This window comes from Streptomyces cinerochromogenes (genome assembly GCF_014648635.1).
Lineage (GTDB): Bacteria > Actinomycetota > Actinomycetes > Streptomycetales > Streptomycetaceae > Streptomyces > Streptomyces cinerochromogenes.
In genome coordinates, this window is record NZ_BMRM01000004.1 from 430,408 (window position 1) to 454,954 (window position 24,547).

Annotated in this window: 15 protein-coding genes, 1 tRNA gene and 1 riboswitch; of the genes, 8 read left to right on the forward strand and 8 right to left on the reverse strand. The window is 74.0% G+C overall.

Translation table 11 applies throughout. The features are described 5' to 3' along the window. Positions 1-58: 58 nt before the first annotated feature. Positions 59-132 (reverse strand) — tRNA-Met (locus tag IEZ20_RS11055). A gap of 124 nt (positions 133-256) precedes the next feature. Between IEZ20_RS11055 and IEZ20_RS11060 the strand changes: the two genes are divergently transcribed. The 3 genes from IEZ20_RS11060 (at position 257) to IEZ20_RS11070 (ending at position 3,917) form a co-directional block, all read left to right on the forward strand. Continuing rightward, a complete protein-coding gene (locus IEZ20_RS11060) occupies positions 257-1,528 on the forward strand; it encodes a PP2C family protein-serine/threonine phosphatase (protein ID WP_189296949.1) in 1,272 nt (423 codons plus the stop codon). Between the two features lie 157 nt (positions 1,529-1,685). Next, positions 1,686-1,852, forward strand: a riboswitch (cyclic di-AMP (ydaO/yuaA leader). 9 nt (positions 1,853-1,861) lie between these two features. Continuing rightward, positions 1,862-2,899, forward strand: a complete 1,038-nt coding sequence (locus IEZ20_RS11065) for a M23 family metallopeptidase (RefSeq protein WP_189296951.1) — start codon at positions 1,862-1,864, stop codon at positions 2,897-2,899. Positions 2,900-2,972: 73 nt separating this feature from the next. After that, positions 2,973-3,917, forward strand: coding sequence for an aldo/keto reductase (locus IEZ20_RS11070; protein ID WP_189296953.1), 945 nt, complete (start codon positions 2,973-2,975; stop codon positions 3,915-3,917). A gap of 19 nt (positions 3,918-3,936) precedes the next feature. Here the strand turns inward: IEZ20_RS11070 and IEZ20_RS11075 are convergent, their stop codons facing one another. The 4 genes from IEZ20_RS11075 to IEZ20_RS11090 all read right to left on the reverse strand — a co-directional run bounded on the left by IEZ20_RS11075 (position 3,937) and on the right by IEZ20_RS11090 (position 8,998). Next, positions 3,937-5,253, reverse strand: a complete 1,317-nt coding sequence (locus IEZ20_RS11075) for a PrsW family intramembrane metalloprotease (RefSeq protein WP_189296955.1) — start codon at positions 5,251-5,253, stop codon at positions 3,937-3,939. A gap of 42 nt (positions 5,254-5,295) precedes the next feature. Next, positions 5,296-6,132 carry a tRNA (guanosine(46)-N7)-methyltransferase TrmB gene (gene trmB, locus IEZ20_RS11080; RefSeq protein ID WP_189296957.1) on the reverse strand — a complete coding sequence of 279 codons (837 nt, stop codon included), beginning with the start codon at positions 6,130-6,132 and terminating at the stop codon, positions 5,296-5,298. Positions 6,133-6,171: 39 nt separating this feature from the next. Continuing rightward, the gene (lhgD, locus tag IEZ20_RS11085; protein WP_189296959.1) at positions 6,172-7,383 is read right to left on the reverse strand and encodes an L-2-hydroxyglutarate dehydrogenase; all 1,212 of its coding nucleotides are present in this window, start codon (positions 7,381-7,383) and stop codon (positions 6,172-6,174) included. Positions 7,384-7,573: 190 nt separating this feature from the next. Continuing rightward, positions 7,574-8,998 (reverse strand): NsdA family TPR-like regulatory protein, encoded by a 1,425-nt coding sequence (locus IEZ20_RS11090; RefSeq protein ID WP_189296961.1) that lies wholly within the window; start codon positions 8,996-8,998, stop codon positions 7,574-7,576. A gap of 724 nt (positions 8,999-9,722) precedes the next feature. Between IEZ20_RS11090 and IEZ20_RS11095 the strand changes: the two genes are divergently transcribed. Both IEZ20_RS11095 and IEZ20_RS11100 read left to right on the forward strand, forming a co-directional pair. Beyond that, positions 9,723-11,798 carry an asparagine synthase-related protein gene (locus IEZ20_RS11095; protein WP_189296963.1) on the forward strand — a complete coding sequence of 692 codons (2,076 nt, stop codon included), beginning with the start codon at positions 9,723-9,725 and terminating at the stop codon, positions 11,796-11,798. A gap of 178 nt (positions 11,799-11,976) precedes the next feature. Beyond that, on the forward strand, positions 11,977-15,402 hold the full coding sequence (locus IEZ20_RS11100; protein WP_189296966.1) for an AfsR/SARP family transcriptional regulator: 3,426 nt from the start codon (positions 11,977-11,979) through the stop codon (positions 15,400-15,402). Here the strand turns inward: IEZ20_RS11100 and IEZ20_RS11105 are convergent. Beyond that, positions 15,389-17,323, reverse strand: a complete 1,935-nt coding sequence (locus IEZ20_RS11105) for a sigma-70 family RNA polymerase sigma factor (protein WP_189296968.1) — start codon at positions 17,321-17,323, stop codon at positions 15,389-15,391. The genes IEZ20_RS11100 and IEZ20_RS11105 overlap by 14 nt on opposite strands. A gap of 413 nt (positions 17,324-17,736) precedes the next feature. Then, the gene (locus tag IEZ20_RS11110) at positions 17,737-18,522 is read right to left on the reverse strand and encodes a TetR/AcrR family transcriptional regulator (RefSeq protein WP_189296970.1); all 786 of its coding nucleotides are present in this window, start codon (positions 18,520-18,522) and stop codon (positions 17,737-17,739) included. Positions 18,523-18,899: 377 nt separating this feature from the next. Here IEZ20_RS11110 and IEZ20_RS11115 point away from each other — a divergent pair, with 377 nt between their 5' ends. After that, positions 18,900-20,276 (forward strand): NAD(P)/FAD-dependent oxidoreductase, encoded by a 1,377-nt coding sequence (locus IEZ20_RS11115; protein WP_189296972.1) that lies wholly within the window; start codon positions 18,900-18,902, stop codon positions 20,274-20,276. A 132-nt stretch (positions 20,277-20,408) separates the two neighbouring features. Beyond that, complete coding sequence (locus tag IEZ20_RS11120; protein ID WP_189296974.1) at positions 20,409-22,070, forward strand: ATP-binding SpoIIE family protein phosphatase; 1,662 nt, start codon at positions 20,409-20,411, stop codon at positions 22,068-22,070. 120 nt (positions 22,071-22,190) lie between these two features. On the opposite strand, the gene IEZ20_RS11125 is transcribed toward IEZ20_RS11120, so the two are convergent. Next, positions 22,191-23,480, reverse strand: a complete 1,290-nt coding sequence (locus IEZ20_RS11125) for an MFS transporter (RefSeq protein ID WP_229896011.1) — start codon at positions 23,478-23,480, stop codon at positions 22,191-22,193. 110 nt (positions 23,481-23,590) lie between these two features. On the opposite strand from IEZ20_RS11125, the gene IEZ20_RS11130 reads away from it, so the two are divergent. Continuing rightward, on the forward strand, positions 23,591-24,139 hold the full coding sequence (locus IEZ20_RS11130; protein WP_189296976.1) for a MarR family winged helix-turn-helix transcriptional regulator: 549 nt from the start codon (positions 23,591-23,593) through the stop codon (positions 24,137-24,139). The last annotated feature ends 408 nt before the right edge of the window (positions 24,140-24,547 follow it).

Genomic DNA, 24,547 nt, shown 5'->3' on the forward strand with positions numbered 1-24,547 from the left:
TGGCCGGTAAAACACTCAGGGCCCGGAATCCTTGGGATTCCGGGCCCTGAGCCTTCAGTAGCGGGGACAGGATTTGAACCTGCGACCTCTGGGTTATGAGCCCAGCGAGCTACCGAGCTGCTCCACCCCGCGTCGTTGTGACTCCAGTGTACGTCATCCGCGGGACCGCTCGCACACCCCTTTCGGCCCACAGCGGTAGCCGCCCGCTCCGGGGCCCGGAAACCTGGAGACACGTCGGACATGTGGGAGACACGGAGTGCGCCCTGGAAAGGTGGAGGAGAGCCCGTACGCCAGGGCGGGAGGCCGGATCCCCGGTGACCCCGTGCCCGTCCCGGACCCCGGCGGCGGGCCGGTGCCGGTACGGGCCCGCCGCCGGCCGAGCCCGCGTGCGCAGGCCCGCGCGCTGCCCGCCCTCCTGATCGCCTGCGGGATCGGCTACGGCCTGCTCGCCCCGCAGCAGTTCACCGCCGTACCGTTCTTCACCGCGGCCCCGCTGATCGCCGCGCCCCTCTCCTCGCTGCGCACCACCGTCCTCACCGGTCTCGCCGCCCTCGCCGCCGCCTACGCCGTGCACACCGACGCGGGGGTCCATCCGGCCGTGGGCACGCTCACCGACGTGGTCACCGTGGCCACCGTCGCCCTGCTGGCCGTCGCCATCAACCGGGTCGTCCGCCGCGGCGACCGGAAGCTCGCCTCCGCCCGGGAGATCGCCGAGGCCGCGCAGCGGGCCGTCCTGCCGGAGCCGGACGCCCGGATCGGCGGCTTCGAGATCGCCGCCCGTTACGAGGCGGCACGGCAGGACGCGTTCATCGGCGGCGACCTGTACGCGGTGCAGGACACCCCGCACGGCGTCCGGCTGGTCGTCGGGGACGTGCGCGGCAAGGGCATGGGCGCGGTCGCCGCCGTCGCCGTGGTGATCGGCGCGTTCCGGGAGGCGGCCGAGCAGGAGGCCACCCTGGAGGAGGTGGCCGAGCGGCTGGAGCGGGCGCTGGCCCGCGAGGGCACCCGGCGCGACGGGATCGACGCCTTCGAGGGGTTCACCACGGCGGTCCTCGCCGAACTCCCGCACGGCGACGGAATCGTACGGATCGTCAACCGCGGCCACCCGCCGCCGCTGCTGCTGCACGCCGACGGCACCCTGCGCGCCCTGACCCCGGGCGAGCCCGCGCTGCCGCTCGGCATGGCGGGGCTGGGCCGGTGGCCGGACCGGGCCACCGAGGCCGGCTTCCCCGGCGGCGCCACCCTGCTCCTGTACACCGACGGTCTGTCCGAGGCCCGGGACGCCCACGGCCGCTTCTACGACCCCGAGCGGCGGCTCGCCGGGCGCGCCTTCTCCGGCCCGGCCGCGCTGCTCGACCGGCTCGCCGCAGAGGTGCGCCGGCACTCCGGCGGCGGCATGACCGACGACATGGCGCTGCTCGCCGTACGGCGCCCCCTGCGGGACGTCACCGACGGTGAGCGCGTGAGCGCCGTCCGCATAACATCTGAGTCACCATCAAAACCCGAAGTGACTCCTGAACGCTGCTGAAGCCCGGTCAACTCGCCCGGTTTGGCGGGGTAATGGGTGATAGATGTGCCGGTAAAGACCTTAACGATCAAGCCGAACGGCTTGGAAAGTGACTGTCAGGTCTATTAACGTTCGATAACGCAGCGCGGTCGTCCCAAGCCGTCACAAGAGACGGCTCCGTGCGCACGCGCCTAATCCCGCAAGGGAGCCGGGGAACCACCATTCTGGGGTGAATCACGCGGATACCGCCGTGAACTCACGGAGTCCACGACCGGTATACGCGCGTAGGAGACCTTCCTGCTCCGAACCCGTCAGCTAACCCGGTAGGCGGAGGAAGGAAAGGAGCACGCCCGCGTGGCGTCCAACCGGCCTGTCCCCGAAGCCCCGTTCATACCGGCACAGCGCGACGACGAGACCTTCGGCTACGTCGCCTACCGCGCCGAAGAGGGCCCGTGGGAGGAGTGGAACCCGACCGAGGACTCCGTCGCCCCGGTCCGCGGCCGGCACCGCGTCGCCAAGCAGCGCGGCGGCTTCGCGCGCAGCTCCACCGTCCTCGGCGTCGGCGTCATCGCCGCGGTCGGCGCGGGCGGCATGGCCAGCGCCAACACCGGCAAGCCGCCGGTCTCCATCTCCCTGCCCGACCTGCCCTCCGTCGGCTCCCTCTTCGACGACGGCTCCGCCGGCACCCAGGCCGCCGAGGCCGGTACCACCGCGCTGAGCAGCGTCGGCGTGACCACCGCCGACGGCGAGGACAGCACCGACGCGGGCGAGGCCCTGCGCAACCGGATCATGGCCCAGGCCGAGCAGCAGCAGGGCCAGGCCGAGAGCAAGGCCACCGCCGTCGCCCTCGCCACCGCCGAGAAGCAGGCCGCCGACGCCGCCGCCCGCGCCGAGAAGCAGGCCGCCGCCAAGGCCGCCGAGGCCAAGGAGAAGGCGGAGGCCGCCGCCGCGAAGAAGGCCGAGGAGGAGCGGCTGGCCAAGCTGGCCAAGCAGTACACGCTGCCGACCTCCTCGTACACGATCACCTCGACCTTCGGCCAGGCCGGTTCGATGTGGTCCTCCGGCTACCACACCGGCCTCGACTTCGCCGCCCCCACCGGCACCCTGATCAAGGCCGTCCACAGCGGCACGATCACCGAGGCGGGCTGGGCCGGCGCCTACGGCTACCGCACGATCCTCACCCTCGACGACGGCACCGAGCTGTGGTTCTGCCACCAGTCCTCGATCAGCGTCAAGGCCGGCCAGAAGGTCTCCACCGGCGAGGTCATCGGCCGCGTCGGCGCCACCGGCAACGTCACCGGCCCGCACCTGCACCTGGAGGTCCACCCCGGCGGCCAGCCCACCGGCATCGACCCGATGGCGTGGCTGCGCGGCAAGGGCCTCACCCCCTGAGCCACCCGCCTTCGCGCGAAACCCGGCGCCGGCGGCGGAATGCGATCATCCGTCGTCGGCGTTGACATGACGTATGACGTCACTACGCAAACTCGGCCCCTCCGACCTCGAAGTCTTCCCGCTCTCCCTCGGCGGCAACGTCTTCGGCTGGACCGCCGACGAGGACACCTCCTTCGCCGTCCTGGACGCCTACACGGCGGCCGGCGGCAACTTCATCGACACCGCCGACGCCTACTCCGCCTGGATCGAGGGCAACAAGGGCGGCGAGTCCGAGACGATCATCGGCAAGTGGGTCAAGGCCCGCGGCAACCGCTCCGACGTCGTGATCGCCACCAAGGTCAGCCAGCACCCCGAGTACCAGGGGCTGTCCGCCGCCAACATCAAGGCCGCCGCCGACGCCTCCCTGCGCCGCCTGGGCACCGACTACATCGACCTCTACTACACCCACTTCGACCAGCCCGAGGTGCCGGTCGAGGAGATCATCGGCGCACTGGACGAGCTGGTGAGGGCCGGCAAGGTCCGGCACATCGCCGCCTCCAACATCGGCGCCGACCGCCTGAAGGCCTCCCTGGACTTCTCCGACCGCGAGGGCCTCGCCCGCTACGTCGCCCTCCAGCCCCACTACAACCTGGTCTCCCGCGACACCTACGAGGGCCCGCTGCAGGACCTCGCGGCCCGGGAGGGTCTCGCCGCCGTCCCGTACTTCGCCCTGGCCTCGGGCTTCCTCACCGGCAAGTACCGGCCCGGTACGACCGTGGACAGCGCCCGCGCCGGCCGGGTCCAGGAGTACGCCGGCTCCGAGCGCGGCCGGCGGGTCCTGGCGGCCCTGGACGAGGTCGCCGCGGCCCACGACGCCCCGGTCGCCACGGTCGCCCTGGCCTGGCTCGCCGCCCAGCCGACGGTCACCGCCCCCATCGCCTCGGCGCGCACGGTGGAACAGCTTCCGGCGCTGCTCGGGGTGGCGGAGCTGAAGCTGACGGAGGCCGAGGTGGCGAAGCTGACGGAGGCGTCGGCGTAGTCCGGAGGAGCCCGGAGGTCTACGACCGGTAAGGGTTGTACGCGGGGTACGGAGCCGCCGGACGGCCGTAGCCGTACCCGTACCCGTAAGGCACCGGCCCCGCGTACACCGGCCGTACCGGCACCGCCGCGCGCGCCGCGTACTCCAGCGCCGGCCGGGCCAGGTGCCGCCGCTTCCACAGCTCGTCCAGCAGCTCCCGCTCCCGGACGACGAAGTCGGCGCCGGACTTCCCGCTGCGCCCCCGGTGCCGGAGGAACGCGAGCGAGGTGGCGTACCCCTCGTACCGCGCGACCTCCCGCGCCGCCGTGCGCCCGTGGTGGTGCCGGGTGTAGTCGCGGGCCATCCGCCGCGCCCGCATCGATCCGAGCGCGAACGGCTCGGCCGGCCCCAGCCAGCCGGCCAGCACATAGGCCGGGAGCTCCGCCCGCACGGTCCGCAGCTCCCGCTGCCGGGTCCAGATCGCGAGCCAGGTGAGCAGCGCGAACGCGGGCACCATGAAGGCGCCGTAGACGGCGAAGAAGCCGTACTCGCCGAAGGTGGAGGAGCCGTTCCAGAAGGCGTGCATGCCCATCGCGAGCAGCAGCCCGCAGACCGGCAGCAGGGCCCGCCGCACGTGCTGCCGCTCGGCGGACAGCGCGGCGAAGCCGAAGCCGATGCCGGTGAGGACGGTGAACAGGGGGTGCGCGAACGGGGACATCACGATGCGCACGAAGAAGGTGGCGGCGGTGACGGAGGCGATGCCGCGGTCGCCGGTGAGCTGGTCGGTCCCGAAGGCCGTACCCAGGTAGAGGATGTTCTCGGTGAACGCGAACCCGGTGGCGGTGACGCCCGCTATCACCACGCCGTCCACGACCCCGGTGAAGTCGCGTCGGCGGAAGAGGAAGACCAGCAGCACGGCGGCGGCCTTCGCGGACTCCTCCACGATCGGGGCTATCACGGTGGCGCCCAGGGTGTCGGCGCTCGCCGGGTCCGCGGTGGAGGTGGCTATCCACTTGGTCGCGAAGCTGTTCGCCACGATGGCTATGAGCGCCGCCGCGCAGGCGCCCCAGGCGAAGGAGAAGACCAGGTTCCGCCAGGGGCCCGGTTCCACCCGGTCCAGCCACCGGAAGGCGGCTATCAGCCAGGGCACGGGCAGGACGGCCAGGCCCAGCCCGACGAGGAAGCCCTCGGTGCCGGTCTGCCGCCGTACGAGGGCGAGGATGACCAGCCCGGACAGGGCCAGCAGGCTGCTCAGCGCCCCGTACCGCACCCACCTGCGCTGCCACCAGTGAGGGTGGCGGAGCACACCGTCGCCGGAGCTCGGGGGACGCGTCGGAAACGGGGGACTGGTGGCCACGGCATCGACCCTAACGGGGACGGTACGAGGGGCTGGAGCGGATTACCGGTCCTGCTCGGCGGTCCTGTGCGGTACGCGCCGGAACAACAGATCGTTCACCACATGTCCCTTGTCCAGTCCCTGCCCCTCGAAACGGGTCAGCGGACGGAACGCGGGACGCGGGGAGAAACCGCCGTCCGGCCGGGTGTTCTCGAAGTCCGGATGCGCGGTGAGCACGTCCAGCATCTGCTCGGCGTACGGCTCCCAGTCCGTCGCGCAGTGCACGATCGCGCCGGGCCTCAGCCGGGTCGCGGCGAGCGTCAGGAACTCGGGCTGGATGAGCCGCCGCTTGTGGTGCCGCTTCTTGGGCCAGGGGTCGGGGAAGTAGACGCGCAGCCCGTCCAGCGCGTCCGGGCGGAGCATCTCCCGGAGCAGGATGATCGCGTCGCCGTTGGCGACCCGGACGTTGGACAGGCCGTTCCGCTCGGCGAGGCCCAGCAGGTTTCCCTGGCCGGGGGTGTGCACGTCGACGGCGAGGATGTTGGTGTCCGGGTCGCCCGCGGCCATCTGCGCGGTGGCCTCACCCATACCGAACCCGATCTCCAGCACCACGGGACGGTCGTTCCCGAACAGCTCGGCGAGGTCGATCACCCGCTGCCCGTCGATGTCCAGCCCCCACTTCGGCCACAGCCGCTGCAGCGCGTCGGCCTGCCCGGCCGTCACCCGGCTCCGGCGCGGCTGGAAGCTCCGGATCCGCCGCTCGAAGTGCGACCCGGCGGGATCCGCCTTGGGCCCGTCCGGGAAACGCGGCTCTCCCTTGGCCCGGGTGTGCCGGACGGGGGCACCGGGGGAGTGGGGGGCCGGCGAGGCGGCTTCGGGGGCGTTGAGAAAGTCAGACACAGTACGACAGATTTTACGGCGCTCTCCGCGGGAACCCGCTCAGCCGAGGTTCCCGAGCATCTCCAGCGCCCGGCGCCCGACCTCCCGCCCGATCGGCAGGGACGCCGTGGCCGCCGGGGACGGCGCGTTGAGCACGTGCACCGCCCGCGCCCCCTCCCGGATGAGGAAGTCGTCCACCAGCGTCCCGTCCCGCAGCACCGCCTGCGCCCGCACCCCGGCGGGGGCCGGCACCAGGTCCCCGGCCTCCACGCCGGGCAGCAGTCTGCGCACGGCCTCCAGGAACGCCCCCTGGGACACCGACCGCCGCAGCTCCCCCGCCCCGTACCGCCAGTGCCGCCGGGCGATCGCCCAGGACCCCGGCCACGCCAGCGTCCCGGCCAGCTCCCGGGGCCGTACGACCCCCCAGCCGTACCCCTCCCGGGCCAGCGCCGGCACCGCGTTGGGCCCGATGTGCACGCCGCCGTCGATGCCGCGGGTCAGGTGCACGCCGAGGAACGGGAACGCCGGGTCCGGCACCGGATACACCAGCCCCCGCACCAGCTCCGGCCGCGCCAGCTCGTAGTACTCCCCGCGGAACGGCACGATCCGCACCTCGGGATCGTCGCCGGTCAGCCGGGCGACCTCGTCGCAGTACAGCCCGGCGCAGTTCACCAGCACGCGCGCGCGGACGACGTCCCCGGCCGCGGTGAGCACGGCCACGCCCCGCTCCGGCCGCCGGTCCGCCCGGACCACCTGGGCGCCGTAGCGGATCTCCGCCCCGGAGGCCCGCGCCAGCTCCCGGGCGACGCCCACGAAGTCGCACACCCCGGTCGTCCCGACGTGTATCGCGGCGAGGCCGCGCACCTCCGGTTCGTACTCGGTGATCTGCGCGGGCCCCAGCTCGCGCACCGGGATGCCGTTCTCCCGGCCGCGCTGCACGAGCGCGTGCAGCCGGGGCAGCTCCTCCCGGTCGGTGGCGACGATCAGCTTGCCGGTGACGGCGTGCGCGATGCCGTACTCGGCGCAGAACTTCACCATCTCGGCGGCGCCCCGCACCGCGTACCGCGCTTTGAGCGAGCCCGGGCGGTAGTAGATCCCGCTGTGGATCACCCCGCTGTTCCGCCCCGTCTGGTGCCGGGCGGGCCCGGCCTCCTTCTCCAGCACGGTCACGCGCGTGCCGGGCGCGGCACGCGTGATCGCATACGCCGTCGACAGCCCGACGATGCCCCCACCGATCACGAGCACATCACAGTCGTACGCCCCGGCCCGCACCGAGCACCACCTCCACTCCCGATAGTGCACTGCGCCACTGACAGTGGCTTCAAACACCGGTGCACGGCGGTACCGCTCAGGGGCGCGGGACCGTGTCGACCTGCGGCTCCACCGCGTGGGCGCGGCAAGCCACGGACCGTCCGCGGTCGCCTGGTCACATCGGCCCGGCATGCGCCGAAGCGGCGCGGCACTACGCCGGAGCCATCAGGAGCGGACGGGCCCGCTCCCGCAGCTCCACCACCCGCGGCTCGTCCCCGTACGGCTCCAGCCGGTGCAGAAGATCCTTCACGTACTCCGTCGTCCGCGCCGACGAGATCCGCCCGGCCACCTCCACGGCCCGCACTCCCTGCTCGCAGGCGGCGTCGAGATTCCCGGACTCCAGCTCGGCGACCGCGGAGACCACCAGCCGCAGCCCGTGCGACCGCACGAACTCCTCCGTCGGCTTCGACAGCGCCTGCTCGGTGAACCGCCGCACCTGCCGCGGCGCCTTCAGATCGCGGTAGCACTCCGCGGCGTCCGCGGCGAACCGGTCGTAGCCGTAGAAACCCAGCCAGGAGGGGTCGTTGTCGCCGGGACGGGACCGTTCCAGCCAGCCCTCCGCCGCCTTCAGCGCCGCGCCGGCCGCCTGCGCGTCTCCCGCGCGCGCGTGGGCCCGCGCCTCGACCAGCCGGAAGAAGCTCATCGTCCGCGCGGTCGCCAGCCCCCGGTTGCGCTCCAGGGCCGCCTGCGCGAGATCCACGCCCTCGTCGCCGAAGCCCCGGTAGGTGGCCTGCAACGACATGGAGGCGAGGACGTACCCCCCGAGAGGGACGTCCGCCGCCGCGCGCGCGAGCCGGAGCGCCTGGATGTAGTACCGCTGCGCGGCCTCCTGCTGCCCGGTGTCGAAGGCCATCCAGCCGGCGAGCCGGGTGAGTTCGGCGGACGCGCCGAACAGGGCGCGGCCCACTTCGTCGGAGTAGGAGCCGAGCAGCAGCGGTGCCGCCTCCACCCGCAGGCACTCCGGCACCATCGACGAACGCCAGTCCCCGCCGCCGTACTTGGAGTCCCACCGCCGGGCGTCCTCGGCGGCCTCGCGCAGTTTCTGCACATCGCTGTGGCCGACTTTGATCGGTGCGCCGGACCCCTCCGCGGAGCCCGCCTCCCGCGCGACCGAGCTGTCGGCGGGGGTTATCAGCCACCGTGAGGCGGGCGTTGCGTATGCGCTCACTGCGAACGACCCGGCGAGGGACTGCCAGATGCCGCCGGAGCCGGCCCGGCGGCCGGCGAGGTCGAGGCGGTACAGCTCCGTGGCCGACTTGACCGCCTGTCCCACGTCCCGGGGGAAGGCGAGGCCCACCTCGGGCGCGGGATCCGCGTCCGCCAGGCCGATCTCGTGGAGCGGCACCGGGCGGCCGAGCTTCTGGCCGATGGCGGCCGCGATGAGGTGTGGCGCCGCACCCTGCGGCACCATGCCCTTCGACACCCAGCGCGCCACGGACGTCTTGTCGTAGCGAAGCGTCAACCCGCGTTGCGCGCCAAGGTCGTTGACGCGGCGGGCGAGTCCCGCGTTGCTGATTCCCGCGAGGGCGAGAACGGTGCCGAGCTTTTCGTTCGGCCCGCGTTGCTCCCTGGACATGCGCCACCCCTCGACACAGACGGCTGCCGCACTGGCATAACCACGCGGCATTCGTAAACCCAGCGTAGTTCGCCGCATCCCAAGCGTTAAGGGGCATTGTTCCGGATGGCGGGATTGTGGTCCGTACGGCAGTGCGGCCCTGTACGCACCGTGCACGGGCTGTCGCCGCGTGCCCCCGCCCGTGTGGCCGTGCGCCCGTCCGTGCGCTCTTCTCCGGCCACCGGGGGAGCGGTTCCATGGCTCTTGCGTGGGTCGGCCCGCTGTACTGGATCCAGTGGGCTGGGGGACACCGCCACCTTCATCCCCGCGGGTGGCGGACCGGTCCGGGAGGCGATGCCCGCCTCCCGGACCGTGCGCGCGTGTGCGCCGCCGCGCGCTCCGCAGTCCTGTACGGAGCGTGCTCAAACCCCGGACACCGTCTTTTATTTGGCCGAAAACCGACCCCTGCCCGATGGGGCCAACTGCCGCCGCGACCACCCAACTTGAGGGCGCTAAGGGCGGTTTGGGGGAGCGCACAGGGGGCGCATTCGCGCCGCGCCGACCGGACGCCACCCCGGTGCCGACCGGCCGGCACCCGCTCTTTGCCGGTCAACTCCCCTGGCCCGCCGCACGAACTTCCCCCGATCGAAGGCGGTGCCGCCGACCGCCTCCGGTGCGCCCTTCGTGGCAGCATGGGGTCCAGTTCGTACGGTGCACTGGTTGTCCACAGCCTGTGGAGGCGTCCATGCGGTGGTTGGTGGGGTGGAGCAGCGCCGCCGCGGGCACCGCCGGGATCGGATCCGCGGGCGCCATCGGGTACGACGGCGAGACCCTGCACCCGGTCGGCTCCCAACTCCTGTGGGGCGACCCGGATCCGCTGTGGGCCGTGGGCGACTGGCGCCCCGACGAGGTGCGCGTGGTCCACGCCGACGCGCAGCACCGGATCGCCGTGCTCGGCATCTGCGGCGCCACCGACGAGGAACTGCGGCGCGGCCTCGTCACCGCGCGCGGGGGCGCGGTGCGCCACCTGACCACCTGGCCCGGCAGCTACACGGCCGTCGTCCAGGCCGGCCGCCGCATCACCGTCTGCGGCGACCTCGCGGGCGCCCGGCCGGTGTTCCACACCCCGTGGGCCGGCGGCACCGCCTACGCCACCGCCGCGCTGCCCCTCGCCGACCTCATCGAGGCCAACCTCGACTTCACCCACCTCGCCGCCCTGCTGGCCGCCCCGGACGTCCCGGCAGCCCTGCGCGACACCACCCCGTACGACGGCGTACGGCGACTTCCGCCGGGGCACGCCCTGGTGCTGCGCGCCGGAGCGCGGGAGATCGCCGGGTACGAGCCGGTCGCCTCGCTCGCCGTCTCCGCGCCGCCGGCCGATCCCGACCGCGCCGTGGACGCCGTACGCGACGCACTCGTGGAAGCGGTCCGCACCCGGCTGGCGGCACCCCGGCACGTGCCCGACCTGGACCCCGGGCCGGTACCCGGCATGGGACCGGCCGAGCGGCGGGCCGCGCGCGGGATGCCGGTCCCCGGCGTCGGCGCCGACCTCTCCGGCGGCCCCGCCTCCGGCACCCTCGCGCTGCTGGCCGCCGGGCTGCCCGGCAGACCCGGCACGCTGCTGGGCCACGGCACGGGCGCGGGGGAACGCCTCCTCGCCGTCACGTTCAACGATCTGACGGTGGCCGGCCGCGAGGCCGAACTGGAACGCGCCGGCGCCCTGGCCGCGAGTCCCCGGCTGCACCACGTCGTGGTCACCGGCGGCGAGGAGACCCTGCCGTACGCCGACCTCGACGGCCCCCTGACCGACGAGCCCGGACCCTCCCTGGTGCTGGCGGCCCGGCACCGCGCGCGGCTCGCCGCCGGCAGCGCCGACCACTTCACCGGGCACGGCGCCCGCCAGGTCCTGGACGCCCACCCCGCCCGCCTCGCCGACCTCCTGGTCGACCGCCGGCGGCGCCACCTGGTCCGGCCGGTCGCCGCGCTCGCGCGCGCGGACGGCTCGGTGCTGGTCCCCGCGCGCGTGTACGGCGCGGCCCGGCGCCTCGCCCGCACCCCCTACCGGGCGGGCCTGGAGGTGCTGGCCGAGCGGCTGATGCGGCGGCGGTTCGACGAACCCAAGGGGGCGGTCGGTGCGTCCCTCGCCGCGCTGACCTGGGCCAGACCCGGGCCCGCGGCCCGCTGGCTGACGGGGGAGGCATTGGCTGAAGTATCGGTTCTGCTGCAGGCGGAGGCGGACCGCTCCGGCACCGGCGCACAGCGCCCCGGCGACTACCGCGCGCGTGCGGCACTCGCCCGGCACGCGGCCGATCTGCGCGTCCTGGAACAGGCCGCGCAGATCCGCTCCCAGCGCCTGCACGCGCCGTTCCTCGACAATCAGGTCGTCCGGGCCTGCCGCGACCTCCCCGAGGCCCTGCGCGTCCAGCCGGGCGCCCGCGCCGCCATCCTGCGTACGGTCCTGGAAGGCGCCGGCATCACCGACCTCCCGCCCGGCTGGGGCGCCCCCTCCCACGCCCCGACGGCGGCGGCCGCGCGCGCGGGGCTGCGGCTCGCGGCCGACCCCCTCCTGGACCTCTTCTCCACCCCCCTGCTGGCCGACGCCGGCCTGGTCGAGGCCCGCGTCGTCCGCAAGGCCGTCCGCTCCGCCGCGGCGGGCGAGCCCCTCCCGCTGGACGGCCTGGCCGACCTCGTCTCCCTCGAACTCTGGCTCCGCCGCCTCCTCTCCCGCCGCGGCACGTGCTGGACGGGCACGCCGACACGCTCCCGTGCGGTCCCTTCGGGGATCCAGCCGCGCAGAAGCGCGCTGACGCCGGGGGCGTGAGCGGTCCGGGGCCCGCGCCCCTCGTCGGGCCACGGGACCGCCATGGCTGATCACGCAGTTCCCGGTGCCCCTGGGGACCCGCGGTTCCGTCGTCCGTGGGGTGCCGCCGGCTGCGCGGTTCCGCCCCGACACGGAAACCCCCGTGCCCCATCCCCCGCACCCCCGCCACAATGACCAGGTGCGGTACAGAATCCTGGGCGTAACCCAAGCAGCAGACGACCAGGGCACCCCCGTACCCATCGGCGGCCAACGCCTGCGCACGCTCCTGGCCGCCCTCGCCCTCCGCCCCGGCCGCACCGCCGCGCCCGAGATCCTCGTCGACGAGGTCTGGGCGGACGACCCGCCCCAGGACGCCCACGCCGCCCTCCAGGCCCTCGTCGGCCGTCTCCGCCGTGCCCTCGGCAGGCACACCATCGCCTCCGGCCCGGGCGGCTACCGCCTCGAAGCGACCGAGGACGACGTGGACCTGCACGTCTTCGAACGCCTCACCCGCACCGGCACCCAGGCCCTCACCGCCGGCGACCCGGCCACCGCCCACCGCACCCTCACCGAGGCCCTCGCGCTCTGGTACGGCCCGGCCCTCGCCGACCTCCCCGACCGCACCGCCGCCGCCCGCCCCGACGCCCTGCGGCTGGAGGCGACCCGCGCCCGCGCCGCCGCGGCCCTCGCCCTCGGCCGTGCCCAGGAGGCCGTACCCGAGCTGCGGGAACTGACCGCCGCCCACCCCTACGACGAGCCGCTGCACGTCCTCCTCATCCGCGCCCTGCGCGACTCGGGCCGCCCGGCCGACGCCCTCGCCGCCTACGAGTCCGCCCGCCGCACCCTCGCCGACACCCTCGGCACCGACCCCGGCCCGGAACTGAAGGCCCTGCACGCGTCGTTGCTGAGACAGGAGCACTCAGGGCACCCGGGGCACCGGGAGCACCCCGGACATCCGGAGCACCCGGGGTATCCGGGGCACCCGGAGCACTCCGCACACCCGCAGCACCCCGAGCACCCGTGGCGCCAGGCGGCGCGGCCTCCCGCCCAGCCGCCCGAGCGCACCGGGAACCTCCGCCCCCGCCTGACGTCCTTCGTCGGGCGGGAACCAGAACTCGACGCCATTCGTTCCGACTTGCGCAGGGCCCGCCTCGTCACCCTCACCGGGCCGGGCGGCTCCGGAAAGACCCGCCTCGCCGAGGAGGCCGCCGCCCCGCTCGACTCGGCCTGGCTGGTCGAGCTGGCCCCGCTCGACCGGCCGGAGGCGGTGCCCGGCGCGGTGGTCAGCGCGCTCGGCCTGCGCGAGACCGTGCTGCTGACGGGCGACCTGGCGACCCCGCAGGCCGACCCCACGGCCCTGCTGATCGAGTACTGCGCACCGCGCAGCCACCTCCTGATCCTTGACAACTGCGAGCACGTCATCGGCGCGGCAGCCGCCCTCGCCGAGACCCTCCTCACCCGCTGCCCCGGGCTCACGATCCTCGCGACCAGCCGTGAACCCCTCGGCGTCCCCGGTGAGTCGGTGCGCCCGGTCGAGCCCCTCGTCCCCGAGCAGGCGCGCCGCCTCTTCGCCGAGCGCGCGAAGGCCGTCCGTCCCGACGCCGACGCGGTGCTCGGCGACACCGAGGCCGTGGCGGAGATCTGCCGCCGCCTGGACGGGCTGCCGCTCGCCATCGAGCTGGCCGCCGCACGGCTCAGGCTGCTGACCCCCCGGCAGATCGCCGACCGCCTGGACGACCGCTTCCGGCTGCTCACCTCCGGAAGCCGCACGGTCCTGCCCCGCCAGCAGACCCTGCGCGCGGTCGTCGACTGGTCCTGGGATCTGCTGGACGAGCGGGAGCGGACGGTCCTGTGCGAGGTGTCGGTGTTCGCCGGCGGCTGGGACCTCGCGGCGGCCGAGGCCGTGTGCACCGGCCCGGCGGCCGACCTGATCGGCGCGCTGGTCGACAAGTCCCTCGTCGTCGCCGCCCCGCACGACCCGGACGGCACCGGCTCCGGGACCGGCATGCGCTACCGCATGCTGGAGACCATCCACGACTACGCCACCGAACGCGCGGCCGAGGTTCCCGGACTGCGCGCGGCGGCCGAGCGGCGCCACCGCGCCTGGGTGCGGGCGCTGGTGGAGGAGGCCGAGCCGCAGCTGCGGTCGGCGGCCCAGCTCCCCTGGATCTCCCGCCTGGAGACCGAGCTGGACAACATCCGCGCGGCCCTGGACCGGGCGGTGCGCGCGGGCGACGAGGCGGAGGCCGGCGCCATCGTCCTCGCCATCGGCTGGTTCTGGTGGCTGCGCAACCACCGCCAGGAGGCGGTGGCCTGGGTACGGCAGGTGCTCCGCCTGGGCGCCGCCCTGGACGCCCTGCCCCCGGGCACGCCGGCCGGCGAGGCGATGGCCCGGGCGGAGTCCGCGGACCCGGTCGGCGCCTTCCTCGCCTCCCCCGACGGCGAGGCCGGGCACCCGCTGCGCGAGCTGCGGATGGACCTGCGGATGCTCGACCTGTTCCTCACCTCGGAGACGGACGCGGAGAACCTCGCGGCCGACGACCGTGCCGTGGAGTACCTCGCGCGCGTGCGGGCGGCCTACGAGGCCGGCGGCCCCCCGGCCGCCCGCCTCCCGGGCGTCGTCTGGCCGCTGACCGCCTACTACCTGGGCGGCCCGGTGGACCTCCGCCCGGACCTGACCGCGGCGCTCGACAACTGCCGTCGTCACGGCGGCGACTGGGAGGTCGCGGTCGCCCTGATGTACCGCGCCCACGTCACCGTCGACTCGCCGGGCAACCTGCACGGCGTCGACGAGGACCTGGCCGAGCTGCGGATGCTCGGCGGGCGCGTCGGCGACCGCTGGGTGCGGGCGCAGGTGTGCAGCGCGGCCGGCGAGGCGGCCATGGCCCGCGGCAGGTACGACGAGGCGCGCGACGAGTACGAGGAGGCGCTGCGACTCGCCCACGAGGTGGGCGCGCACGCCGAGTCGCCGTTCCTGATCGCCCGGCTCGCCGAGATCTCCTACCGCTCCGGTGACCGGGAGGCCGCCCTGGCCGCCCTGGACGAGGCGGGGGCGGCCGCGGACCGGTACGCGCTGCCGGAGTCCCGGGCCTTCGTCCTGCTGATGCGCGCCCACATCGCCCTGCACGACGGACAGCCGGTCCTCGCACGCGAGCTGTACGACGCGACGTGCGCGCTGATCGGGGACGGCGCCCCGCCCCCGCAGTTCGTGGCCGACCTGCGGAAGACCGAGGCGCTGCTCGTGGCGGCCGAGTCGGGAGCGGCGCAGGGGCTGCCGATCCTGGCGGACGCCCTGCGGCGGGCCGTGGCCGACCGGTGCGCGGAGTCGATCACAGCCGGTCTGGTGGACGTGGCGGCCGGGCTGCTGGCCCGGCTGGGCGATCTCCCGGGCGCGCTGCGGCTGTTCGCCGCCGCGGATCACTGGCGGGACGGCCGCGGGCGTCCCGAGCCGGAGCGCAGCGAGGCCGCCCGGGTGCGCGCCGGCGCCCGCGCGGCGCTCCCGGCCGACCGGTACGCCGCCGAGTGCGCCCGGGGCGCGACCCTGGGCGTGACGGACGTCCTGGAGGAGCTGGGCGCCGTGACGGCGACAGCCGCGGGCCGCCCGGGCCCGGCTACCGGCAGGTGAACCGGGACTCGGCCCAGTCCGCCGGCGCCGCCTCGTCGAAGGCGTTGCCGTGCGGCTGCACCACGAGCCGTACGGTCCTGCGCCCGGTGAGGTCCACATGGACGGGCACGGCCTGGTCGCGGCCCCTGACCACGCCGGACCGCCACAGCGGGACCCCGTCGGCGTAGACCGAGAAGAAGACCTTGCCGAGGCCGAGTGTCATGTCGTCGACGCCGGCCAGTGCGTCGTAGGCGGTGCACTGCCGGTTGAGGGCGATGGTGACGGAGGACTCGCCGTGCACGGTGACCCCGCGCGCGTACTGCCTGCCGCCGATCGACATGCCGTACCGCTGCCACACCCAGCTGCTCTCGCCCAGCGCGATCTCGGGCCGGGTGCCGTCGCCGGTGACGTCGAAGCGCAGGTCGCTCAGCTCGTAGACGGCGGGGGCGGGCGGCGGAGTGGGCGTCGGCGTCGGCGTCGGTCTCGGTGCCGGTCTCGGCCTGGGCTTCGGGGTGGGAGTGGGCGTGGGCGTGGGCGTGGGCGTGGGCGTGGGCGTCGGGGTGGGCGTGGGGGTGGGCGTCGGCGGTGCGGGGGCGAGGACCGCGGGCCGGGCCGGGGACTCGGTCGCCGGCGTGGGCGAGGGGGCTGGTGTCCTCGGCGGTGCGGGCGGGGGTGTCCCGGGGCGGACGACGGTGGCGGACGGCGCGGGCCGGGCGACCTCCTTCGCCGGACGGCTGTCGTTCACCAGGGCCAGCGCGACCGCGGCGGCGGCCACCGCGACGACACCGGCCGCGATCCCGGCCTTGACCGGTGCCCCGAGCCCCTCGGAGGCCGCGGCCCCACCCGCGCCGGACGCGCCGCCGGACGACCCTCCGGCCGCGGCGGCGGCCCCGGCCGCCCCGGCCCCGGCGCTGCCGGCCACGATCCCGAGGGCCTTGGCGTACCCGGCGGTCCCGAACCAGCCGATGACCGCGACCGGTACGACACCGGGGATGCCGCTCGCGACCTCTTCGATCTGGGCCGCCGCCAGCCGGCACCTGGCGCACTCCTCCAGGTGCTTGCGCAGGCCCCGCTCGGCCCGGACGCGCAGCTTGCGGCGGGCGTAGGTGCCCAGCTGGTCGGCGTAGCGGGCGCACTCCTCGTCATGGGTGAGGGTGGCGCTGACGTGGGCCTGGAGATAGGCCTGCTTCAGCCCCTCGCGCGCGCGGCTGGCGAGCACCCGGGTGCCGTTGGCGTCCAGCCCGAACAGGACGGCCACCTCGCTCGGGGACTCGTCCTCCACCTCCGTGTGCCACAGCACGGCCTGCCAGCGTTCGGGCAGCGAGCGGAAGGCCCGCAGGGCCATGGACTGCTCGGCCTCGTGCAGGGCGCGGACGTCGGCTCCGAGATCGAGACCCGCTTCGGAGCCGATGAACGCGGTGCCGGCGGACGCCTCCGGGGTCCGGGCGGCCTGCTGGGCGAAGACGGCGAAGTCGTCGACGAGCTGCTCGCGCCGGGCGGATCTGGTCCAGTGGGCGGCGACGCGCCGCACCGAGGTCAGCAGATAGGCCCGTACGGCGTGTTCGGGCCCGGATCCGCCGCGCACCGCCTGCAGCATCCGGGCGAACACCTCGGCGGTGAGGTCGTCGGCGGTGTGACCGTCCCGGCAGCAGGTGCGCGCGTACCGCCGGACCGCATCCGCGTGCCTGCGGTACAGCTCCTCGTAGGCGGAGTCGTCACCGCCGCGCATCCGCTCGATCAGCTCGCCGTCGGCGGGCGGCATCTCCCGGGGCGGCGGCAGCACGCTGCCCTCACGCTGCGCCGGCACGCTTCCGCCGCCGCGACCGGGGGCGGCGGAGGAAGCAGGGCGGTCGCCTTGGTTCGGTACGTGGGGTGAGGCCAGTCCGGGGCTCTCCGCGCCCCCGTCGTCACCGTGCGACTCGTCCCATCCGTCAACGCTCATCGCCGACAGCCCCCGACACCGGCCAAGCCCAACCCGTCACCGGCTCAGAGTGCCACAACGGCTTCTCCCGGCCCCCCTGCCGCACACCCCATCCACTCATCCGAGCGGACTTCCCCCGGAACTCCGAACGCCCCTCGAACACGCCCGGGGAAGGCCTGCCGCCGCAGCAGCCGGCCAGGACGTCACGGCGCCCCCGGGGAAGGCTCGGCCGACGGCCGGTACACCCCTCGGCACCACCGGGGCCACCCGCACCACCCCACTGCGATGACCGCGCGGGTGGTACGGGTGGTACAGGTGGTACGGGCAGCACCTGAGGTACCAGGGGTACTGCGGTACGCGCGGTACTCGGTACCCGCGGTACTGGTGGGAACCAGGTGAACCCCGCCGCCGGCGCGGCCCGACGCCCCCCTGACCTACGCCGGCCGGGACCGCAGCCCCTCCAGCAGGATGTCCAGCAGCCGCGCCGACGCGGCGGCCTGCTGTGCCGCATCCGGCAGGGACGGCGCCGCCGTGGCGATCACCAGCAGCACGTCACCCACGGACACGTCCGTCCGCAGTTCACCGGCCGCCCGAGCCCGGTCCACCAACTGCCCGACCACATCGAGCAGCGCCCCGGCCCCCGCGTCGTCGGCCACCACCGCGGCCTCCTCCGCCACGAGCCGCAGCTCGGGCCCGCCCGGCTGCACCCGCTGCTGAGGCACCCGGGCCTCGACCGGCCCGGCTGAACCAGCCGACCCGGCACCGACGGACTCGGCCGGACCGGCCGAGCCGACCCGCAGCACGTGCGGCGGCAGCAGCCGTCCCGCCCCGGACGCCACCGACGTCCGCAGGAACCGCGACAGCGCCGACCACGGCTCGTCCTCCTGCCCGAGCGCCGCCCGGGCCTGCTCGGTCAGCCGTGCCGTCTCCTCCTCGGCGATCCGCCGGACCAGCACGTCCTTGCTGGGAAAGCGCCGGTACACCGTGCCGACCCCGACCCGGGCGCGCCGCGCCACGTCCTCCATCGGCGCGCCGTACCCCAGCTCGCCGAACACCTCACGCGCCGCACGCAGCACGTGCTCCAGATTGCGCTGTGCGTCCACCCGCAGCGGAGTGGTGCGCGCCCCGTCCGCGCGCCCGTTGCCCCCCGCCGCGGTCATCGCCTTGCCACCGGCCGCGATGGCGGCTGCGGATGCCCAATGCGTGTCCTGAACATGCATGTGTTTCCCCCGGTAATGACGTCTCCCCCGGAGACTCTCCCCGCCACTGAATCCGAAGTGCGCGGAAGTGGCATCGGTCCCGACCGGACCCACCCGTCGCGGACCCGTTCGACCACATTCCCTACACCTCGTCGACACACGAACATAGTTGAGAGGAAGTCAATTCAGAAGGGGCAGGTTCCGCACAATGCGCCCCTCGATCGGAGTACGGGGCGTGTACGTCCCGATTCCCACCCTTCGTACCCTGTGCTCCGCCCCTGCTGACCTGCTCCCTTTCGTCCCGCACGGGCACCGCGGCCGCCCCTGCGTACACCCGGCCGCCGGTCACACAAATTGCCGGGGCTGTGGACAAACACCAGCGTCGGGTGCGTCATGGGATGGTGAAGGAACGTGCGCGCATTCTGGTTGTCGGCGGCGGCTACGTCGGGATGTACACGGCCCTGCGCCTCCAGCGGAAGCTGAAGGCCGAGCTGAGGCGGGGCGAGGTGGAGATCACCGTCGTCACTCCCGACCCCTACATGACGTACCAGCCGTTCCTCCCCGAGGCCGCGGCGGGCTCGATCTCCCCGCGCCACGTCGTCGTACCGCTGCGCCGGGTCCTCGACCACTGCCATGTCGTCGTCGGCGAGGTCACCTCCATCGACCACGGTGTACGCACCGCCGCCGTCACCACCCTCGCCACCGCCGAGGAGGGCGCCAGCGAACTCCTCGGCTACGACGAACTCGTGCTCGCCCCCGGCTCGGTCTCCCGCGCCCTGCCCATCCCCGGCCTCGCCGAGTACGGCATCGGGTTCAAGACCGTCGAGGAGGCCATCGGCCTGCGCAACCACGTCATCGAGCAGATGGACATCGCGTCCTCCACCCGCGACCCCGCGATCCGCGACGCCGCCCTCACCTTCGTCTTCGTCGGCGGCGGCTACGCGGGCGTGGAGGCCCTCGCGGAACTGGAGGACATGGCCCGCTACACCGCGCGGTACTACCACAACCTCCGCCGCGAGGACATGAAGTGGATCCTCGTGGAGGCCACCGACCGCATCCTCCCGGAGGTCGGCCCCGAGATGGGCCGTTACACCGTCACCGAGCTGCGCCGCCGCAACATCCAGGTGCTGCTGGAGACCCGCCTGGAGTCCTGCGCCGACCGTGTCGCCGTCCTCAGCGACGGCCAGCGCTTCCCGACCCGCACGGTCGTCTGGACGGCCGGCGTCAAACCGCACCCGCTGATCGCCGCCACCGGTCTGCCGCGCACCGACCGCGGCCGGCTCCGCTGCACCGCCCAGCTCACCGTCGACGGCACCGAACACGCCTGGGCCGCGGGCGACGCCGCCGCCGTACCCGACGTCACCGCCGCCGAACCCGGCGCCGAGACCGCCCCCAACGCCCAGCACGCGGTCCGCCAGGCCAAGGTCCTCGGCGACAACATCGTCCACTCCCTGCGCGGCGAACCCCTTCAGACGTACGCGCACGCGTACGTCGGCTCGGTCGCCTCCCTCGGCCTGCACAAAGGCGTCGCGCAGGTCTACGGGCGCAAGCTGAAGGGCTACCCTGCCTGGTTCATGCACCGCGCGTACCACCTCAGCAGGGTGCCCACCGTCAACCGCAAGGCCCGCGTGCTCGCCGAGTGGACCCTCGCCGGACTCTTCAAACGGGAGATCGTCTCGCTCGGTTCACTCGAACACCCCCGTGCGGAGTTCGAACTCGCGGCCGGTGGAAAGCCTCCTCACAGCCCCTCCGACGACCCGAAGGGGTCGTCCTGACCGGACCCAGGAACTCCACGGCCCGCCCCGGCGTCTGACGGTTGTCGCCCGCCGCGGCCCGCTCCCTGCCAGACTGCCCTACGACGTCGGACGGGCACCCGCCCGCCCTAGCACCCATGAGGCTTTCCCCAAGTGAACTTCACGCGCTGGAGCGCCCGGCTCCCCGGAACGCAGCGCCGCGCCGCCGCGCGGACCGAGACGGCGGTCTCCCCGGAGAGACGGGGGGAGGGCTCCGTGCCCGCGGCCCGCGCCGAACAGCCCGCCGACGGCACATCCCCGGTGCCCGCCGTCGACGAACTGCCCGCGCGTGACGTCCTGGACCGCGTCCCGGCCCTCGTCGCCCTCGTCCACGGCCCCGACCACCGCATCGCCTACGTCAACGACGCCTACGCGACGGCCTTCGGCACCCGCCCCACCGGCGCCCCCGCCCGCGAGGCCCTGCCCGAACTCGCCGAGCTGGGCCTGCTCCCGCTCCTCGACCAGGTGCTGCGCAGCGGCAAGCCCCGCACCCTGAAGTCCCGCAAGGCCGTCGACGGCCGCTCGTACACCTTCACCTGCACCCCCGTCGCCGAGGACGGCGACCACGACGCCGGCGGCGGCGCCGTTCTCGTGTTCGCCACGGACGTCACCGACCACGCCGAGGCCGCCGAACGGCTGCGCGCCAGCGAGCGCCGCCAGCGCGAGACCGCCGTCACCCTCCAGCGCTCCCTGCTCCCACAGGAACTGGAACAGCCCGACGACCTGCGCATCGCCGCCACCTACCAGCCCGGCGGCACCGAGGCCGCGGTCGGCGGCGACTGGTACGACGTGATCACCCTCGGCGGCGGCCGCACCGCCCTGGTCATCGGCGACGTCATGGGCCGCGGGGTGCGGGCGGCCGCCGTCATGGGCCAGCTCCGCACCGCCGTCCGCGCCTACGCCCGTCTCGACCTGCCCCCGCACGAGGTGCTCCAGCTCCTCGACGGCCTCGCCGCCGAGATCGACGCCAACCAGATCGCCACCTGCGTCTACGCCGTCCACGACCCCAACGAGGGCCGCCTGGTGTACGCCTCCGCCGGCCACCTGCCGATCCTGGTCCGCGACGAGAACGGCACGGTCTCCCGCGCCGACGAACCCACCGGCCCACCGCTCGGCACCGGCGGCTGGATCCACGCCTCCGGCTCCATCGCCCTCGGCCCCGGCTCCACCGCCGTCCTCTACACCGACGGGCTGGTGGAGCGCCGCGACGCCGACCTGGACGAGGGCATCGCCGCGCTCGAAGCCGCTCTCGCCGGCGCGACCGGCACCCCGCAGGTCGTCTGCGACCGCCTGGTCCGCTCGGCCGGCGTCACCGCCGACCACGACGACGACGTCGCCGTCCTCGTCCTCCAGCACCCGGCGCGCACGGGGCCCGACGGCGACCTGTTCCGCAACGCGGGCCTGGAACTCCTCGGCGGTGTCGAAGCGGCCCCCCGCGCGCGTGCCTTCGCCTCCGGCGTCCTCACCAGCTGGCGCTTCCCCGCCGAACTCCACGACCTCGGTGTCCTCGCCACCAGCGAACTGGTCGCCAACAGCCTCCAGCACGGCACCCCGCCGATGCGGCTCAGACTCCGCCGCACCGACCGTCGCCTCATCGTCGAGGTCACCGACGGCGACGACCACCTGCCGAGGCGCCGCCGCGCCGAACCGGGCGACGAGTCGGGCCGGGGCATCGCGATCGTGGCGACGATCGCCTCCAGCTGGGGCTGCCGCCGCACCCCCGGCGGCGGAAAGGCGGTGTGGTGCGAGTTCGTCCTGCCGGAGCCAAAACCCTGACCGGGGGCCGTACCGCCCCGCGCGGCATACGGCGAGGCGGTCCCGACGACCCCGCGGCGGTCCCGACGAGGGCGACCCGTTGACCGGCGACCCTCCTGGTGCGTCCGAAGAGGCGGGTGCCTACGCCTCCGCGCCCACCGGCTCCGCGGGTGCCCCACCGCGCGTGACCACCCGGGTCCCGCGCGCCAGCCACGGCCGGTCCTGTACGGGGGTGAGCTGCCGGCCCAGCCGCAGCGCCAGGAAGGTGATCCCCAGCGAGAACAGCAGGAAGGTCACGATGTACGGCCCGTGCAGCGAGGCCCCGAGCGGACCCCCCACCGCCGGACCGACGGCCAGTGCCAGCTGCTTGACCAGCGCGAACGCCGAGTTGTACTGACCGGCCATGCCCTCCGGCGCCAGATCGGCGACCAGCGGCGCGACCGTCGGCGACAGCATCGCCTCGCCCAGCCCGAACAGCGCGTACGTCGACACGAACGCGGCCGTGGCCATCTCCTGACTGCCGTGTCCCAGCCCCGCGAACCCGGCGGCCAGCCAGGCCACCGACCAGATCAGACCGACCACCGCGATGACCCGGGACCGGCGCCGCCGCTCCACGAGCTTCAGCACGGCGAACTGGGCGACCACGATCATCAGGGTGTTCGCGGCCAGCGCCGTCCCCAGAGCGGACGTGGATATCCCGGCCGCCTCCACGCCGTACGCGCTCAGCCCCGACTCGAACTGCCCGTAGCAGGCGAAGAAGAGCACGAAGCCCAGCACGGACAGCTGCACCATCGCCCGGTTCCCGAGCAACTGCTTCCAGCCGCCCTTCGCCGACCGCGCGGGCGCGTCCGCCAGGCGCGGCGAGTGCGGCATCCGCACGGTGGCCAGCACGCCGACCAGCAGCAGGAACATCGCCGCCTCGATCGCGAACAGCAGCGTGAAGGAGGACACGCGCGTGGTGTCGACCAGGTGGCCGCCGATGAGGCCGCCGACACCCAGCCCCAGGTTCTGCAGGAAGAACTGCATCGCGAACGCACGCGAGCGCGTGTCCGCGGAGGAGCAGTCCACGATCATCGTGGCCAGCGCCGGCTGCATCACGGCCTGCCCCGCGCCGAGCGCCGCCGCGGACAGCAGCACGGTCGCGGCGGACCCCGCCAGACCGAGGCTCAGCGCCCCCAGGGCGGCGGTCACCAGGGCGGCGAGCAGAACCGGCAGCGGGCCGCGGCGCACGATCGCCCGGCCGGCGAACGGCAGCACGATCAGCGCGGCCACGGCGAAGACGGCGAGCACGAGACCCGCCGTCATGGCTCCCAGACCCCGCACCTGCGCCACATAGACGTACAGGTAGGGGACGGTGAAGCCGAGCCCGAACGCGCTGAGTGCGTTGCCCACGTGGATCCGGCGCATCGCTGCGCCCATCGCCCTGGTCACGTTCACCTCTCTCACTAGTTAGACCTGAAGACTTCGAAGCTAAAGTTCGAAGCTAAAGACTACACAATCAAGGACTTCAAGGCAAAGGGCTGGCGTGTCATACTGCGCCCATGGCCGACACTCCCGGCGTCACGGAGCCGACACTCGAAGAACAGATCGCCGCCTACCAGCGCGAGTTCCAGGACCTCGACCCCCAGGTCGAGAAGATCGTGTCGGCCCTGTCCCGGCTGAACCGCCGCATGAACGTCGCGTACGGCCGCCAGACCGCCGCCCTCGGCATCAGCAGCGCCGAGTGGGAGGTCCTCAAGGCACTGGTCCTCTCCGGCGCCCCGTACCGCCTCGGCCCCAGCGACCTGGCCAAGCGGCTCGGCCTCACTCCGGCCGCGATGACCCACCGGATCGACCGCATGGTCGCCGAGGGACTGGTCACCCGGGAGCGCGACGAGTCCAACCGCGTCCGGGTCATCGTGGAGCTGACGCCGGAGGGCCGCGAGAAGTGGCTCGAGGCGATGCGCCTGGCGACGGTCTTCGAAGAGGACCTGCTCCAGGACCTCACTCCCACGGAGCGCGTGGTGCTCGGCGAGGTCCTGACCCGCCTCCTGCGCAGGGTCGAGCACGCCCAGCCGGACGCCGGCGGCCGGCTCAGCGACCTGGATTAAAAGATCTTGACAGCGGATGTTGACACGGTCTTGCCCGATCCGTAAAGTTCTTCGGGTTGCCACGGAGGCGTAACGCTTCTGCGACAACACCTCACGCCGCGCGAGCGGCACCCCAAACCACCAGCACGATCTCCCGAACGGGTTGATTTCGGCGCGCCCGAATTCAATTCGAATAGGGACACGGCGGCCCGATTGGGAATCGCCGGACGGATCCGCTAGGGTTTGAGGCGTCGGAACGGCCCAACGGCCGGGAAGACAAGCCCCCCTGACTGGGAGTCAGACGCCGAAAGGATCTGATAGAGTCGGAACCGCCGGAAAGGGAAACGCGAGAGCGAGAACCTGGAAAGCACCGAGGAAATCGGATCGAGAAAAGATCTGATAGAGTCGGAAACGCAAGACCGAAGGGAA